This window comes from Xylanibacter rarus (assembly GCF_001275135.1).
GTDB classification, from domain to species: domain Bacteria; phylum Bacteroidota; class Bacteroidia; order Bacteroidales; family Bacteroidaceae; genus Prevotella; species Prevotella rara.
Map to the genome: position 1 here is coordinate 36,803 of NZ_LFQU01000008.1, position 16,428 is coordinate 53,230.

Genomic DNA, 16,428 nt, shown 5'->3' on the forward strand with positions numbered 1-16,428 from the left:
TCTGTTACATATATTTTTCAAGTTCTTCCGACAACTGCTCCCATCTCTCAACTTCTTCATCGAGAGTTTTCTTTACAGATGTATATTCGTTTATCAGCTTCATGTCACTGGCCCTTTCGGGTTGACATAGCATTTCGTCGAGTTCCTTAAGACGCTTTTCAAGCGTCTCGATTTTTGCTTCAGAGTCCTTTACGGCCTTTTCAGCCTTACGTATTTTCTTCTGTTGCTCTTTGCGTTCTTCATACGATTGCTTGGCCGAGTTTTCAGCCTGTTGCTGCTCATTGCATGTTGAGTTTCCTGAGCTTGCAGGCTGTTGTATCGTTGTCGTTGCTTGGTGATGACCAAGAGAGTCGAGTGAGTCGATGTTATGAGTCTGTAGAAAGTCGTATATTCCGCCGATATGCTCTCTTACTTTTCCATCTCCAAACTCATAGACCTTGGTTACCAGTCCGTCGAGGAACTCGCGGTCGTGGCTTACAATGATGGCCGTGCCGTCAAAAGCTTTGATGGCCTCTTTTAGGACATCCTTCGACGGCATGTCGAGATGGTTAGTCGGCTCGTCGAGAATCAGCAGGTTAACCGGTTCGAGCAGGAGCTTTATCATTGCGAGTCGGCTGCGTTCGCCACCGCTGAGCACTTTCACTTTCTTCTCAGATGCTTCGCCTCCGAACATAAAAGCTCCGAGTATGTCGTTAATCTTTAGTCGGATATCTCCTTTGGCTACATTGTCTATTGTCTGGAACACAGTAAGCTCCTCGTCAAGCAGCTGTGCCTGATTTTGGGCAAAATAGCCAATCTGAACGTTGTGGCCAATCTTAAGCGTCCCTGTGTATGGAATCTCGTTCATTATACATTTCACGAGTGTTGATTTTCCTTCTCCGTTCTTTCCTACGAAGGCCACCTTCTCGCCACGTTTTATTGTGAGTGTTACATGGTCGAACACGGTATGAGTGCCATAATTCTTGCGCACTTCATCGCATATTACAGGATAGTCGCCGCTGCGCAGGCATGAGGGGAACTTGAGGTGCATTGCCGAGTTGTCCACTTCGTCAACTTCTATAGGCACAATCTTCTCGAGCTGCTTTATGCGGCTTTGCACCTGTACAGCCTTTGTGGGCTTGTACCTGAAGCGTTCAATGAAATCTTTTATGTCGGCTATTTCCTTCTGCTGGTTCTCGTAGGCACGCAGTTGCTGCTCGCGTCGTTCGGCTCTGAGTTTCACGTACTCGTCATATTTCACTTTATAGTCAACCACCTTGCCACAGCTTATTTCGAGCGTGCGGTTGGTCACATTGTTGATGAATGCACGGTCGTGGCTTACCAAAACCACGGCTTTTGCGCTTTGTGCAAGAAACTGTTCGAGCCATTGTATGCTCTCAATGTCGAGATGGTTGGTAGGCTCATCTAGCAACAGAACGTCCGGTTTCTGCAAAAGAATCTTTGCCAGCTCTATACGCATACGCCATCCTCCGCTAAACTCGCTTGTAGGACGTGACATGTCCGAACGCTCAAATCCAAGACCTGTCAAAGTGCGCTCTATGTCAGCTTCATAGTTCTCTGCGCCCATCATCATGTATCTTTCGTGCTCTTGGGTGAACTTCTGAACTAGAGCCATATATTCATCACTGTCATAGTCGGTGCGTTCTGCCAGTTGTTGGTTCATCTTGTCGAGCCTTGCCTTCATTTCCGTATTTCCGGCGAAGGCCTTACGCGCCTCTTCACGTACTGTTGTGTCATCCTGAAGAATCATCACCTGCGGCAGATAGCCTATGGTTGTTCCACTTGGTACAGCCACGACGCCCGCAGTTGGCTTTTGCATGCCGCAGAGAATCTTCAGCATAGTAGATTTGCCTGCTCCGTTTTTTCCGACCAGTGCGATTCGGTCGCGGTCATTAATTACGAAGCTGACGTTGCTGAAGAGCGGCTTAACGCCAAATTCTACTTTTAGTCCTTCTACTGAAATCATTCTTTTCGTTTCTTTACGCTTACTATTTGTCAGCCGTGTTAGGCTTATTCGGCGTATTACTATTGCTTTAGGTGGCAAAATTAAATAATTTTATCTTTAAAACCAAACAATAGCAAGAAAAAGGATGCCGCTATGAGGAACATTCGACCGATTAAAGCTTTCCTTTGTCTGTTCAAAATGGTAAATGTAAAGGCCTGTCGTATATAATCCGTTATCTTAGTAATAGTTGGTTGCCATTCTTTTATACATGCTGAATATGTTTATATGTTGATGTTTCATGTCATTGATTTATGATAATGGTTTATGTCGCATAGAACTTTTGGCCGTTTGGACTTTCTGTTTTGGTTTTACTTTTTGATGCTTTTGTCTTTTGTTTTCTTTCAATTTGATTTTTGCAGACCTCTTCAGGCTGAGTTATTTTGAAAATAAAATCATTTGGACGTGAAAATTGGCCTAATTCGTGTGCATCCATAAGTTATTGCATTACAATGAACTATGCGAGAATGTCGGGTTGTGTGCAATGGAAACTGATGTGAAACAGTTATAATAAGCTGTTTTTTGATATGAAAAAGACTTGTTTTTGAACGTAAATACATAGTGTTTTGTGGTGTAATACGATGCTTTTTGCATCATAAAACATAGCCTTTTAAAGGCTTTGTAAATATTGTTTACTGCCTTCCGGCTGTTTTTGTCTCATCTTGTTTCTATTCTAGCTAAAAACTCATACAAAACAGCAGTGACATTCTGTAATGTCTTTTAGTAAATTGGCAGCACGTTGCTTTGCAAGGTGCTGAAATGGTATATTATGATTTTATTGTTTTGTCCACGTAGGAACAGATGAAAATGCTTGAGTTTTGTTTATGCCATAATTTCCTTAATATTATTACCGGTTGCCACATGAGAATGCATGACTAAACAATCATAAGGTCGCTCATCACCATGTCACTGATAAAGATGCCTTCGGATGTAAGTCTTAGCCGGTCGTGCTGTATCTCTAGTAGTCCTTGCTCAATATGTTTGCCGGCGGCAGAAATAAGCGTGTTTCTGTATCTTTTACCCAAACGCGTTTCCATGGCGTTTAGATCAATCCCGTCTGATGTGCGTAGGGCAGTGGTTATGATGTCGTTGAATGTTGTGTCGTTGTCGAGTTCTTCACGCTCCATAGGAATGATGCCGTTATTAATTTCCTCGATGTATAGTTTTAAATCGGCCACATTCCACTGTCTGGAGTTAAGGTCAAACGAGTGAGCGGCTGCGCCAAGACCGATATATGGCACTTGATGCCAATAGCTGCTGTTATGACGTGAGCGATATCCTGGACGTGCAAAGTTGCTTATTTCATAATGTTCATATCCGGCATCCGTAAGTTGGCATACAAGCTCTTTGAACATTGTCAGGCTCAGTTCTTCGTCAATCTCTTTTACCTTGCCTGTGTCGAGCATTTTCCACAATGGCGTGTCTTCTTCATACATAAGACTGTATGCCGAGATGTGTTCTACGTTTAGAGCCAAAGCGGCAGATATGTCCTCCTTCCACTGGCTTAAACTTTCGTCAGGGAATCCAAACATCAAGTCGATGCTTATATTTTTGATGCCTGCTTTTCTCAGCAATTTTACGGCATGTTTCACTTCGTCAGAGTTGTGTCGTCTGTGTAGAAGACGGAGTCTGCTGTCTGCAAATGTCTGCGCACCCATGCTTACACGGTTTATAGGCAGACGGCTTAGCATGTTTGTAAACTCCGGAGTGATGTCATCAGGGTTGCACTCCATTGTTATTTCGGCATTTCTATCCACGTCATACACATTATTTATATATAGAAACAGTTTGGTAAGTTCAGCTTCGTCCAGCAACGAAGGCGTGCCTCCGCCAAGGTATATAGTGGAGAAAGGTTCGCGTATATAGTTTTTCCTTAATTCCATTTCGCGACAAACCGCATTTATGTATTTCTTGCGTAAGTCAAGAAGTGTGGTCGAGTAGAAACCGCAATAAATGCAGCGGCTCTTGCAGAAGGGTATATGGATGTATATGCCGGCCATTGTTTATTAGATGTTTCAGTTTCGTTTTCTTTATTTTAATGCAAAATTACTAATATGTTTTAATTTTTTGACGCTTTTTTGTGTTTTCTTTTGCTTGTTTGCGCAAAAAATCGTAACTTAGAGGCCAACATAAGTTATTAACTTAAATCTATAATAATATGAGAGTTTATCAAACTAACGAGATTAAAAACATTGCCTTGCTTGGCAGTGCGGGCTCAGGCAAGACTACTCTTGCCGAAGCTATGTTATATGAGAGCGGACTGATTAAGCGCCGCGGTTCTGTAGAAGCAAAAAACACAGTAAGTGACTATTTCCCTGTTGAACAAGAATACGGCTACTCGGTATTTTCAACTGTTTTTAATGTAGAGTGGAACAATAAAAAACTTAATATCATAGATTGCCCGGGCTCTGACGACTTTGTCGGCGGCGCCATCACAGCCCTTAACGTTACTGACCAGGCTGTTATATTAATCAATGGTCAGTATGGTCCTGAAGTTGGCACACAGAATAACTTCAGATACACTGAGAAGCTGAAGAAGCCGGTTATCTTCCTTGTAAACCAGCTTGACAGCGACAAGTGTGATTTCGATTCGATAATAAGTAGCATGCAGGACATTTATGGTCCGAAATGCGTCCAGATACAATATCCGATAACTACAGGTCCAGGCTTTAATGCCCTTATTGACGTCCTTCTGATGAAGAAATATTCATGGAAGCCCGAAGGCGGTGCTCCTATCATAGAGGATATACCGGCAGAGGAGATGGACAAGGCAATGGAACTTCATAAGGCTCTTGTGGAGGCCGCTGCAGAGAACGATGAAACTCTTATGGAGAAATTCTTTGAGGAGGAAACTCTCACAGAGGACGAAATGCGTGAAGGTATACGTAAGGGATTGGTTACACGTTCTATATTCCCTGTTTTCTGTGTTTGCGCAGGAAAGAGTATGGGTGTTCACCGCCTGATGGAATTCTTGGGCAACGTAGTTCCGTTTGTAAGCGAAATGCCTAAGGTTCATAACACACGTGGTGAGGAAGTTGCTGCAGAAAGTTCAGGACCTGAATCTATTTACTTCTTTAAGACAGGCGTTGAGCCTCATATCGGAGAAGTTTCTTACTTCAAGGTTATGAGCGGATGCGTTAAGGCCGGCGACGATTTAAGCAATGCCGACCGTGGCTCAAAAGAACGCATTGCAAATATTTATGTTTGTGCAGGAGCTAACCGTCAGCCTGTTGACTGTCTTAATGCCGGTGATATTGGCTGTACTGTTAAGCTGAAGGACGTGAAGACAGGCAACACTCTTAATGGAAAGGATTGTGATAATAGATTCGACTTCATAAAATATCCTAACTCTAAGTATTCTCGTGCCATTAAGGCTGTCAATGAGGCTGACACAGAAAAACTGATGGCTGCTTTGTTGAAGATGAGACAGGAAGATCCGACATGGGTAATAGAGCAGAGCAAGGAGCTGAAGCAGACAATAGTTCATGGTCAGGGTGAGTTCCATTTGCGTACACTAAAATGGCGCCTTGAGAATAATGAGAAACTGCAGGTTAAGTTTGTTGATGCCAAGATTCCTTATCGTGAGACCATCACAAAGGCTGCACGCGCAGACTATCGCCATAAAAAACAGTCGGGTGGTGCAGGACAGTTTGGTGAAGTGCACCTTATTGTTGAGCCTTATGCAGAAGGTATGCCTGATCCTGTAATGTACAAGTTTAACGGTCAGGAGTTCAAGATGAACATCAAGAGTAAGGAAGTTGTTGACCTGGAGTGGGGCGGCAAGCTTGTGTTCATCAATTCTGTTGTCGGTGGTGCTATTGATACACGCTTTATGCCTGCTATTTTGAAGGGTATTATGGAGCGTATGGAGCAGGGACCTCTGACGGGAAGCTACGCACGTGACGTACGTGTTGTTGTTTATGATGGAAAGATGCACCCGGTTGACAGTAACGAACTTTCATTCATGTTGGCAGCTCGCCATGCTTTCTCTGATGCATTTAAGAATGCTGGTCCGAAGATTCTTGAGCCTATTTACGACCTTGAGGTTTATGTTCCGGCAGACTTTATGGGTGATGTCATGAGCGACTTGCAGGGACGTCGTGCCCTCATCATGGGTATGGACAGCGAAGCCGGTTATCAGAAACTGCAGGCTAAGATACCTTTGAAGGAACTTGCAAACTATTCTATCTCGCTGAGCTCTATTACAGGCGGACGTGCTTCGTTTACCACGAAGTTCGCAAGTTACGAGCTTGTTCCTAACGACATACAACAGGCTCTGATACAAGAGCATGAGGCAGAACTTGCTGATAAAGACGAATAACAATAATGAATCAGCCGTGTGGAGTAAATCCCACGGCTGTTTTTTTATGCTGATATTGCATGTTGAATAGTTTGTTTGAAAAATTATAGCTTATTGTAATCTTGCTATTTTTATAAGTGTTATGTCGTTTCCTGCTTGTATATAAAGTCTGTTTTATTCTTTTTATATAATGCAGTTTCCTTGGTATATCATGAATGTCATTGCACTATATATAACCTTATAGTTCTTTACAATTATTCTTCATGCTGTTCTGTTTAATTGCAAGAACTTTTGTGAAGGCCTTTAACTTGATAATTATTAATTATCGTATGGTTATTTGGTTAATATAGATAAATTTTGAATAATTAATTAACAAAATAATTTGGCTTTATTTATTTTTACCATATATTTGCCAATATGAAAAAAGCAACAATTTGGACAGTAGCAATCGTGATGGGACTTTCTTTCCTTGTGCTGCTCTTTATGCAAATAAAATATATTGAAGAGATGGTGCACATGAAGAAAGAACAGTTTGACGAGTCTGTAACAAAGGCTCTGTCTCAGGCTGCCCGTAACTTGGAACTGAATGAGACATTAAGGTATCTTGAAAAGGATGTTAACGCGACAGAACGCCGTGCATTCAAACAAGATTCAGTTGGAACTCGTTCGGGTGAAATGGATGGCACTGTCCAGCATTCACATCAATACTCTGTTGTTGATAAAAACGGTACGATGTATTCGTCTTTTGAATTAAAAACGATAACGATGAAACCGTCCTCAATGCCCAAAGCGATGATTCTGCGTAATGACAAGAACTCGATATCAGAGGCAACAAAGTCAATGAGGGAAATTGTGAAAAACCGTTATATCTATCAGAAAGCTTTGCTTGACGAGGTCGTTTACAGCATACTTTATACTGCTTCAGAAAAACCGTTGAAGGAGCGTATAAACTTCAAGATGCTTGATCAGGACATTAAGACGGAGCTGATGAACAATGGTATTGATATTGCCTATCATTTTACGGTTTCGACACAAGACGGAAGAGAAGTATACAGATGCCCTGACTATACGGATGAAGGTGAGGAATATACTTATTCGCAGGCATTATTCAGAAATGATCCTTCATCGAAGGCTGGAATTGTCAAGATACACTTTCCTGATATGAACAGCTATATTTTCAGCAGTGTACGTTTTATGATTCCTTCTATTGCGTTTACTGTTGTGTTGCTGGTGACATTTATTTTTACAATCGTAGTTATATTCAGACAGAAACGTTATACTGAGATAAAGAATGACTTTATAAACAATATGACTCATGAATTAAAAACTCCTATAAGCAGTATTTCTCTTGCTGCACAGATGCTCAATGATGAAAGCGTAACTAAGAGTCCTGTTATGATGAAGCATCTGGGAGGAGTTATTAATGACGAGTCGAAGCGTTTGCGCTTCCTTGTAGAAAAGGTGTTGCAGATGTCAATGTTTGACCGCAAGAAAGCCATATTTAAAAAGAAAGAGCTTAATTTGAATGAGTTGGCCGAAAATGTAGCTAATACGTTTACATTGCGTGTAGAACATACAGGAGGGCATATAACGACAAAACTGAATGCAACGGAACCGACAATCTATGTTGACGAGATGCATTTTACGAATGTTATTTTCAACTTGTTGGACAATGCTGTTAAATATCGTGATCCTGAGCGACCGGTAGAATTGTTTATTAATACATGGAATGACAAAGAGCATCTTTACTTGTCGGTTAGAGATAACGGATTGGGCATAAAAAAAGAGAATCTTAAAAAGATTTTTGAGAAGTTCTATCGTGTTCATACCGGAAATGTGCATGATGTCAAAGGCTTTGGCCTTGGCTTGGCATATGTAAAGAAAATCGTAGAACTGCATAAGGGTGAAATACATGCAGAAAGCGAAAAAGGAAAAGGAACGAATTTTATAATAACATTACCTATAATTAAAAAATAAGAAAGACTATGGATGAGAAATTGAAAATTCTTTTATGCGAAGATGATGAGAATTTAGGTATGCTTCTTCGCGAATATTTACAGGCAAAGGGTTATAGCGCAGAACTTTGTCCTGATGGTGACGCAGGATATAAAGCTTTCTTGAAGAGCAAGTTTGATATATGTGTACTTGATGTTATGATGCCAAAGAAAGATGGATTTACATTGGCTCAGGAAATAAGACAGGCCAATGCTGAAATTCCAATCATATTCCTCACTGCTAAGACTTTGAAGGAAGATATTCTTGAAGGCTTCAAAATCGGTGCTGATGACTATATCACAAAGCCGTTCTCAATGGAAGAGCTTGTGTTCCGTATAGAGGCTATCCTGCGTCGTGTACGTGGTAAGAAAAACAAAGAAAATACTGTTTATCATATCGGACGTTTTACTTTCGATACTCAGAAACAGTTGCTTACCATTGACGACAAGCAGACAAAGCTTACAACTAAAGAGAATGAGCTTCTTGCTCTTCTGTGCTCTCATGCTAACGAGATTCTGCAGCGTGACTTCGCACTGAAGACAATATGGATTGATGATAACTACTTCAACGCACGCTCTATGGACGTTTACATTACAAAGTTGCGTAAACATCTTAAGGACGACGACCAGATAGAAATCATCAACATTCACGGCAAGGGATACAAGCTTATCACTCCAGAGCAGGAATAAATATAAGCCTTGAAAGATAATAATAAAACAATCCTTAAAACCGAATACACCGGCTCTGAGGATTGTTTTTGTTTTATATTATTATAAGTTATTTGCTCTTTATGGAATAAAATTATATATTTGCAGAAACGACGGAAATTGACTATGAAACATGTTGACAGGTATGTGATTACTGAAAGTCCTGCTTCCTCGGTTTTTGGATTGGGCTTTTGTCTTATTTTGGCTTGCGGTTTGTTGGACGGCTATAGTAAACCATGGTATGTCGCAATCTCCGTAGTTATATTCATACTTGTAATATTTTCTGTTGTATTGAGTCTGTTTATACGTAGGCAGAAAATTGTAATTGATTCACGAGGTATTCATTATTATGAACGTTTTTTATTTAAGATAACCAAGCACGATTATCCATGGTCACAGGTGAGCAGATGCTATATAGACTGGTATCATTATTATTCAATGCTGTTGCCGGTGCGCAGGCTTGTTGTCGTTACAGAATTGTCAAACAGCAACAGTAAGTATCATGATATAGATCTTAAGGATTTTGAATTGGCTTTCAGAATGAGTAGTTTGAAACGTGCTATCTTAGAATATAGTAATAATGCCGGAATTTTTGATGTGGAGCAGACTTCGGCCAATAGAAAAAGTGAAATGTTCTATTGGTTGATTATTGTGTTGGTACTTATATTGGTGTTCTTGTGTGTGCAGATTTCTAACTATTGAGGCCTGTATAATTGCTGGATGTGTAATGTGTTGATAGCTAGAGGTTTGTAAAAGATACAGTTTCGCAGTCTAAAAGATGTCTTTTATTTCGCGTTTTATGGCCTTTTACAATGTAAAATGGCATTAATTGCGAAATGTCGCGTTTCCGGTATGTTTAATATTTGCTTTCCTTTTTCAGAAGATACACGTGCCCAACTGCTCCAAACACCACCAGAGTCAAGGCCGAGATGATGAATGCGTTACTGTCGGTCCAACTGAAAGCGTAGCCGACAATCAGCATAATGACGCCCAGATACATGGCTGCCAGTCCTGAAAAGCGTACGTATTTCTTCATATAAATAATTTTTTATGATCTTAATATTATAGGTGCAAAAATACAGATAAAAATCAATAAAGCAAGGCTTTGTATATGAAAGATTGGCAAAATAAGGCTTGTAAAGGTGAAATAAAGTTAAATATTATAAGTGTGTACATTAATAATGTCGGATATATCAGCGGAAAAGCGTACCTTTGCACCGCATTTTGCAAAATAATAAACAAATTAATCATTTTAAAGTTGTATGAATCAATACGAAACCGTTTTCATTTTAACTCCCGTTTTGTCTGATGAACAGATGAAGGAAACGGTCGCTAAATTCAAAAATCTGCTTACTGACAAAGGTGCGGAAATTCTGAATGAGGAGACCTGGGGACTGAAGAAGATGGCTTATCCTATTCAGAAGAAATCTACAGGTTTTTATTGCCTGATAGAGTTCAAGGCTGAGCCTAATGTAATTAACACTCTCGAGACTGGATTCCGTCGTGATGAGAAGGTAATCCGTTTTATGACAGTTAAGCTCGACAAGTATGCCGTACTGTATGCCGAGAAGAGAAGAAACAAATACGCTAAAAAAGAGGAGGCTTAAATTATGGCAGCACAAGAATCAGAAATCAGATATTTGACTCCGCCTTCAGTGGATACAAAGAAAAAGAAGTATTGCCGTTTCAAGAAGAGCGGTATAAAGTATATTGACTATAAGGATCCTGAGTTCCTTAAGAAATTCTTGAACGAGCAGGGTAAGATACTTCCCCGCCGTATCACAGGAACTTCTCTTAAGTATCAGCGCCGTGTGGCTCAGGCTGTTAAGCGTGCACGCCAGATAGCTCTGCTTCCTTATGTAACCGATTTGATGAAATAATTTGAAGGAGGAGACAGAATGGAAATTATACTGAAAGAAGATATTATCGGCTTAGGATTTAAGAACGATATCGTTAACGTAAAAGCCGGCTATGGCCGTAACTACCTGATACCTCAGGGCAAGGGTGTTATAGCGTCTCCTTCAGCAAAGAAGGTATTGGCTGAGAACTTGAAACAGCAGGCTCGTAAACTTGCTGCTATTAAGGCTGAGGCTGAGAAGAAGGCTGAGGCTCTGAAGGATGTTGCTCTTGTTATAGAGATGAAGGTAAGTGCTAATGGTGTAACTTATGGTTCTGTTAATGCCGCAACTGTAGCTGCTGAACTTCAGAAGAAAGGCTTTGACATCGATCGTAAGATTGTTACAATGCACGATGCTAAGAAGGTAGGTGACTTTGTTGCTACCGTACACTTCCACAAAGAAGTTCTCGTAGAGGTGCCTGTAAAGGTTGTTGCTGAGAATGCAGTTCCTGAGGTTGAGGCTCCCAAGGCAGAAGAAACAACTGTAGAAGAGTAATTTTCGCACTGTAAAGCAGTTTTATATAAAAGTCCCGGTTGCTTTTAAGCACCGGGATTTTTGTTTTTATACAATATTACTTTTATATAAATTCATGCTAAAATTAAATTTGCCGTGTTATGAAAAACATGTTATAGCTCTTGTATTATAGCTTGTAAATTTGTATCTTTGCATAAGTGTCGCAGCTTGGCTTATGCTGTATTTCATATAATATTGCATGTCATTGCCAGACTGTTGTATTTTTGTATTAAGAGGCATAAGTTATAATAATTTGGGTTATGAAGTCATATTTCTCTATTGTAGTATTCTTTGTATTGTTGCTGTCATCTGTTGTAACCGGAACGGACAGATATCTTAGTACAGAAGACTTGATTAAGGATGATTTGAATCAAGCCTTAGCTCATACTATTGCAGTAAAGGGTGGTGCATGGTTGGTAACAGATACAATAAAGGCATATAAACAGTTACAGAATACGACATCTGGTCATGTGGCATTATTGATTAATGATGAGTTTTTCAATAAACGACTTTCTATACCTGAATTACGCAACAGGGCATATATATCGTTCGACATAGTGCCTGAAAATATCGTTGCGCATAACTCAAAATATATTCCGAATGGGATATGCAGTGATACAATAATATTAAACCCTGCTTCATTGAAATACTGTAACGGATCAGTTGCCATGCGCGGTTATGCAGAGTGTTCTTTTTTCATGGTATTGAGTCTTTCTGATCAGAAACTGCCGATAACCTTAATGCTTTTATCTTTGATTTGGGGCAGCATTACTTATTTTTGTTTTAAGAAGAAAGAGCTTTTGTATAGTGTATCTTTTGCTGAAAGTAATGATACTGCATGCGTTTGTGCTAAAAATGACGATACTTGTATTATATCAGTAGGCAATATGTTGTATAATAAGCAGTCGGAAACATTTTATGGTGCAGATAACAGAGAGATTAACTTGACGCCGATGCAATTTGAATTGATGCAGATGTTTTTTAAAGCAGACGGGCACAGGCTTGTTAAAACTGATATTTGTAATGCTCTGTGGCCAGGGAAAGATAATGCAAACGAAACACTTTATACAATGATTAAAAGACTGAAGCCTGTTGTTGAGGCTAACAGTAATTTGAAAATAGAAGTAGAACGCGGACGCGCATATAAGTTGCGCGTTGATGACAAAAGTGTGTTATAGAAGTTTTTATTTTATCTTTTAGCTTGACGTAATTCATTGATTAATAGTTTATTACAAGATTCTGATGTCTTGACCTATAGACTGTCTGGTAAATGTCAGTAAGTTGTCAGTGTAAAAATATTCTTTTGTCTAACGCCTGATTTATCTTTGTGCGAAAAAGCTTAAAGATGAAAAAGACGTTATTATCTGTAGTTTTATTAATGTTTTCATGTTTTTCAATGGCTCAAAGTTATAAAGAAGCAAAGAAAGACAGTGTTAAAACGAAATGTGTTGTTGCAGACAAAGATATCAGTTATCATAATTATAGTCATGATAATGACATCGTTGTATCTGATTCTTTAATCTTGAATGAGGTCGTTGTAAAAAGTTCTCGTGTTGTAAATACTAATGGGACACTAAGAATTTTTCCTACAGATAAACAAAAGAAAATTCTTCAACGGCTTATGGCTTGTTGTCAAAGTTAGCATTACCACTTATTTCTGTTGATGAAGTGGCACATACTATTTCGGCACCTAATAATATGGGAGCCGTTCAGGTGCGTATTAACGATATTGAAGCAACTGCAAACGATTTGTCATCAATAGATTTAAGTGCTGTGAAATATGTTGAATATATAAGAAATCCGGGAGCAAGATATGGTCAGAACGTGGGTTTTGTAATTAATATAATTGTGAAAAAAGCTGTTAGTGGTTATGTCATAGGAGCTGACCTGACACATACTATGACATATCTTAATTGTTCGGATAATTTGTTCGCAAAGTTTAATTTTGGAAAGAGTGAAATATCTTTGAGTTATTGGCTGGATTTTTCAGACAAACGAAAGTTACGTTATGAAGAAACGGCCCAATATCTTATGCCTGATAATTCTTTTTATTATATAACGCGAAGAGATAAGGAACGCAGACTAAAAAATATATGTCATAATCTGCAATTGAAATATTCTTTTTCAGAAACAGGACGATATGTCTTTCAGGCTACACTCGGCACAGATTTATCGAATTGTCCTGATGATTATACTTTAAGGGAAAATATTGTAAATCAAGAATGTGATACTGTCGGGATAAATTCGTCTGACAAATCTTTTTCTCCTGTCCTGGATCTTTATTATAATCAGAATATAGGCCGAAATCAGTCTGTAACAATAAATGCAACAGGGACATATAGCGACGCTTCTTATTCATGGAGCTATGATGGGAAATCACCTTATAGCTATACTTCTGATGGTGACAGCTGGTCGCTTTTTGCTGAAGGTATATATGAAAACAGAATGCGTATGCTGACTTTTTCATCGGGTATACAATATTTTCAGAAATATATTAGTAATAAATATCTTGGGGATGCAGAAGCTATAAATACTATACGTAATTCACAAGTCTATGCTTATGCGCAGATAAAAGGTAATTTGGCGGCATTAGAATATACCTTTGGTGCAGGGGTAAGTCGTCTGTATTATCATCAGGCTAATGATGCTTATGAATATTGGCTTTGGCGTCCGGAGCTTTCTCTTGCTTATCCGTTTTTGGAAAAATTTAAATTAAGGTATTATCTGCGTATGTATCAGAATCCTCCACGCCTTGAATATTTGGGAGATGTTGATGTGAGAAATAATGAGCTAGAAGTATCCCGAGGTAATTCTGCGTTGTTTCCTGCACGTGTATTGGAGCAGTCGTTTACCTTGTCGTGCCAATTGCCCTCGTTTTATGCAGAAATAGAAACGTCTTATCGTAATAATTATCATTGCGTTATGTCTCAGATTAATAGAGAGATTGATGAAAGCGGAAACACAAATTTTATTTTTACCCGTGAGAATCAGCGCCGGATTTCTATGTTTTATGTCAATGGCTATACTCGTTTTGCTATTGTTTCTGACAAACTTACGTTTGCTGCAACAGGTGGCTTTTTCCGTTTCTTCAATTATGGAAATACATACAAACATCATTATTCTTCGTTTAATGGTGCATTCAGGGCTACTGCATATTTGGGTGATTTTACGTTTTCTGCTGATGCAAGTAACGGATGGAGTTTTCTTGAGGGCGAAAACCGTACTACAAATATTTGTACTTACAGTCTTGTCGCATCATATAAGTATAAAGATTTCATCTTTTCATTAATCTGGCAGAATGGTTTTCAGAACGATATGCTTTCTAATAAAGCATATTTGCTTAACAGATATGTTGGAAAGACGCAAAAGCTTATTAATGGTGATATGGGAAATATGCTAACTTTTAATTTAAGCTGGCGTTTTTCAAAAGGCCGTAAATATGAAAGTCCGAAGTATACAGTTAATAAAAAAGATAATGATACCGGTATAATAAAAGGGAATTAAAAATAAGAGAATATACTATTTTTACAGAAGATTATTTGCTGTGTTTAGTTGATTTTATAATTCGTTTTGATGTATGGCATAGGATGTTACAAGCGTTTTAATTGCTATGTAATATTTTTGTAACACATAATGCTTAATTTTGCAAAAAAATAAGTAATTGTATGAATAATAAGAAACTGATTTTGCCATTGTTGGCTTTGTGTGTTGGTTTGCCATTACACGCTCAAGAAGAAGATAAGGTCGACCTTACTCCGAAGGTGCACGGCACCATACGCGGAAAGTATGAATATCAGACGGAAGAAGGAGACGGACGTTTTCAAGTTAGAAACGCGCGTGTCAGTCTTGAAGGAAAAGTGGCAAAAGCTGTTGAATATAAAGCAGAAATCGACTTGTCGGATGAAGGGCAGATAAAGATGCTTGATGCATATACAAAAATCAAGCCTGTTAGAGGATTTGATTTTACTATAGGACAGATGCGTGTGCCATTTACAATTGATGCCCATCGTTCTCCTCATCAGCAGTATTTTGCTAACCGATCTTTTATTGCTAAGCAGGTAGGTAATGTACGTGATGTTGGTGCAACTTTAGGCTATTCGTTTAATGTTGGGATTCCAATTATTCTTCAGGCCGGAATGTTTAACGGCTCTGGATTAACGAATCAGAAGGATTTCTGGACAAACAATATTAATTTTTCAGCTAAGGCTCAAATCTTTATTCCTAATGGCTTTAATATTACTCTTAGTACGCAGAAAATCCGTCCTGACCATATTTCGGTTATGATGTATGATGCAGGTGCTTATTATCATGCACATGGCTGGCATATTGAGGCAGAATATCTTTTTAAGCATTATGAGGATAATGCCTTTAAGAACGTGCATGCATTTGATGCGTTTGTTAACTATGATATTCCGTTACGCAAGTGTTTCTTTACAAAGATTTCGCCACTTTTGCGTTATGACTATATGAGTGATCATAGTGATGGTATGCGTTATCTTGACGGTGAGGAGAACACAGAAGGATCATTGATGATAAACGACTATCAGCGCTCAAGAATTACAGGTGGACTTACCTTTAGTATAGCTAAGCCGTTTATTTCAGATATTCGTCTCAACTATGAGAAGTATTTCTACCGTTCTGGAGCTGTTGCTAAACCATCAGAAAGTGATAAAATTGTAATTGAAGTAATGACAAGATTCTGATTAAATTTCTGATTTTATAGAATAAAATACATAGGATTGTTAGTGTACCGCGCAATAACACCATATGGTGTGTTGTGCGGTTTTTTAATTTATGCGTATGCGATATTTATCGCTACTGATGCAGTATGATTTTTTGATATGTGCTTTTTTACCTTATGATATGTGGCGTTTTGCAGTATAAAACATGGCCTTTTGCATCCTAAAAAGCCATGTTTTGTAATGAACGTTATTTGTCGCTGATTATCAGTAGTTTACGAATACTCTTCAGACCTTGTAATGAGGCATTTTAATAAAGATCAATTTTGGACTA

15 protein-coding genes are annotated in these 16,428 nt (G+C 38.9%); 11 read left to right on the forward strand and 4 right to left on the reverse strand.

Annotated features, from left to right (window positions below; translation table 11 throughout):
- Positions 1-4: 4 nt before the first annotated feature.
- From ACU52_RS05720 to hemW, 3 genes are all read right to left on the reverse strand, one after another.
- Entirely contained in the window at positions 5-1,966 is a 1,962-nt protein-coding gene (locus tag ACU52_RS05720) for an ABC-F family ATP-binding cassette domain-containing protein (RefSeq protein WP_053398085.1), read from the reverse strand.
- A gap of 301 nt (positions 1,967-2,267) precedes the next feature.
- A complete protein-coding gene (locus ACU52_RS15040; protein ID WP_156316886.1) occupies positions 2,268-2,438 on the reverse strand; it encodes a hypothetical protein in 171 nt (56 codons plus the stop codon).
- A 439-nt stretch (positions 2,439-2,877) separates the two neighbouring features.
- Positions 2,878-4,002, reverse strand: coding sequence for a radical SAM family heme chaperone HemW (gene hemW, locus ACU52_RS05725; protein WP_053398086.1), 1,125 nt, complete (start codon positions 4,000-4,002; stop codon positions 2,878-2,880).
- 158 nt (positions 4,003-4,160) lie between these two features.
- On the opposite strand from hemW, the gene ACU52_RS05730 reads away from it, so the two are divergent.
- The 4 genes from ACU52_RS05730 (at position 4,161) to ACU52_RS05745 (ending at position 9,706) form a co-directional block, all read left to right on the forward strand.
- Complete coding sequence (locus tag ACU52_RS05730; RefSeq protein ID WP_053398087.1) at positions 4,161-6,323, forward strand: elongation factor G; 2,163 nt, start codon at positions 4,161-4,163, stop codon at positions 6,321-6,323.
- A 396-nt stretch (positions 6,324-6,719) separates the two neighbouring features.
- Positions 6,720-8,279 (forward strand): sensor histidine kinase, encoded by a 1,560-nt coding sequence (locus ACU52_RS05735; RefSeq protein WP_021854631.1) that lies wholly within the window; start codon positions 6,720-6,722, stop codon positions 8,277-8,279.
- Between the two features lie 8 nt (positions 8,280-8,287).
- On the forward strand, positions 8,288-8,986 hold the full coding sequence (gene rprY, locus ACU52_RS05740) for a response regulator transcription factor RprY (RefSeq protein ID WP_021854630.1): 699 nt from the start codon (positions 8,288-8,290) through the stop codon (positions 8,984-8,986).
- Between the two features lie 309 nt (positions 8,987-9,295).
- Complete coding sequence (locus ACU52_RS05745; protein ID WP_147630787.1) at positions 9,296-9,706, forward strand: hypothetical protein; 411 nt, start codon at positions 9,296-9,298, stop codon at positions 9,704-9,706.
- A 154-nt stretch (positions 9,707-9,860) separates the two neighbouring features.
- On the opposite strand, the gene ACU52_RS05750 is transcribed toward ACU52_RS05745, so the two are convergent.
- On the reverse strand, positions 9,861-10,040 hold the full coding sequence (locus ACU52_RS05750) for a hypothetical protein (protein ID WP_053398089.1): 180 nt from the start codon (positions 10,038-10,040) through the stop codon (positions 9,861-9,863).
- Between the two features lie 226 nt (positions 10,041-10,266).
- On the opposite strand from ACU52_RS05750, the gene rpsF reads away from it, so the two are divergent.
- The 7 genes from rpsF (at position 10,267) to ACU52_RS05785 (ending at position 16,118) form a co-directional block, all read left to right on the forward strand.
- On the forward strand, positions 10,267-10,611 hold the full coding sequence (gene rpsF / locus ACU52_RS05755; protein ID WP_021854626.1) for a 30S ribosomal protein S6: 345 nt from the start codon (positions 10,267-10,269) through the stop codon (positions 10,609-10,611).
- Between the two features lie 3 nt (positions 10,612-10,614).
- The gene (gene rpsR / locus ACU52_RS05760) at positions 10,615-10,884 is read left to right on the forward strand and encodes a 30S ribosomal protein S18 (RefSeq protein WP_021854625.1); all 270 of its coding nucleotides are present in this window, start codon (positions 10,615-10,617) and stop codon (positions 10,882-10,884) included.
- 18 nt (positions 10,885-10,902) lie between these two features.
- Complete coding sequence (rplI, locus tag ACU52_RS05765; RefSeq protein WP_053398090.1) at positions 10,903-11,397, forward strand: 50S ribosomal protein L9; 495 nt, start codon at positions 10,903-10,905, stop codon at positions 11,395-11,397.
- Positions 11,398-11,675: 278 nt separating this feature from the next.
- Entirely contained in the window at positions 11,676-12,593 is a 918-nt protein-coding gene (locus ACU52_RS05770; protein WP_053398091.1) for a helix-turn-helix domain-containing protein, read from the forward strand.
- A 167-nt stretch (positions 12,594-12,760) separates the two neighbouring features.
- Complete coding sequence (locus ACU52_RS05775; RefSeq protein ID WP_147630788.1) at positions 12,761-13,057, forward strand: hypothetical protein; 297 nt, start codon at positions 12,761-12,763, stop codon at positions 13,055-13,057.
- Positions 13,045-14,919 carry a TonB-dependent receptor gene (locus tag ACU52_RS05780; protein ID WP_147630789.1) on the forward strand — a complete coding sequence of 625 codons (1,875 nt, stop codon included), beginning with the start codon at positions 13,045-13,047 and terminating at the stop codon, positions 14,917-14,919. Before ACU52_RS05775 ends, ACU52_RS05780 begins: the two co-directional genes overlap by 13 nt.
- A gap of 161 nt (positions 14,920-15,080) precedes the next feature.
- Positions 15,081-16,118: a porin gene (locus ACU52_RS05785; protein ID WP_053398094.1), complete on the forward strand. Its 1,038-nt coding sequence runs from the start codon at positions 15,081-15,083 to the stop codon at positions 16,116-16,118.
- Positions 16,119-16,428: the final 310 nt, after the last annotated feature.

Excerpts from the sequence above, each read along its gene's own strand:
- rpsR (WP_021854625.1), top strand. The coding sequence starts at position 10,615 with ATGGCAGCACAAGAATCAGAAATCAGATATTTGACTCCGCCTTCAGTG.
- rplI (WP_053398090.1), top strand. The coding sequence starts at position 10,903 with ATGGAAATTATACTGAAAGAAGATATTATCGGCTTAGGATTTAAGAAC.
- rpsF (WP_021854626.1), top strand. The coding sequence starts at position 10,267 with ATGAATCAATACGAAACCGTTTTCATTTTAACTCCCGTTTTGTCTGAT.
- hemW (WP_053398086.1), bottom strand. The coding sequence starts at position 4,002 with ATGGCCGGCATATACATCCATATACCCTTCTGCAAGAGCCGCTGCATT.
- ACU52_RS05720 (WP_053398085.1), bottom strand. The coding sequence starts at position 1,966 with ATGATTTCAGTAGAAGGACTAAAAGTAGAATTTGGCGTTAAGCCGCTC.
- ACU52_RS05735 (WP_021854631.1), top strand. The coding sequence starts at position 6,720 with ATGAAAAAAGCAACAATTTGGACAGTAGCAATCGTGATGGGACTTTCT.
- ACU52_RS05775 (WP_147630788.1), top strand. The coding sequence starts at position 12,761 with ATGAAAAAGACGTTATTATCTGTAGTTTTATTAATGTTTTCATGTTTT.
- ACU52_RS05770 (WP_053398091.1), top strand. The coding sequence starts at position 11,676 with ATGAAGTCATATTTCTCTATTGTAGTATTCTTTGTATTGTTGCTGTCA.
- ACU52_RS05785 (WP_053398094.1), top strand. The coding sequence starts at position 15,081 with ATGAATAATAAGAAACTGATTTTGCCATTGTTGGCTTTGTGTGTTGGT.
- ACU52_RS15040 (WP_156316886.1), bottom strand. The coding sequence starts at position 2,438 with ATGGATGCACACGAATTAGGCCAATTTTCACGTCCAAATGATTTTATT.
- ACU52_RS05750 (WP_053398089.1), bottom strand. The coding sequence starts at position 10,040 with ATGAAGAAATACGTACGCTTTTCAGGACTGGCAGCCATGTATCTGGGC.
- rprY (WP_021854630.1), top strand. The coding sequence starts at position 8,288 with ATGGATGAGAAATTGAAAATTCTTTTATGCGAAGATGATGAGAATTTA.
- ACU52_RS05730 (WP_053398087.1), top strand. The coding sequence starts at position 4,161 with ATGAGAGTTTATCAAACTAACGAGATTAAAAACATTGCCTTGCTTGGC.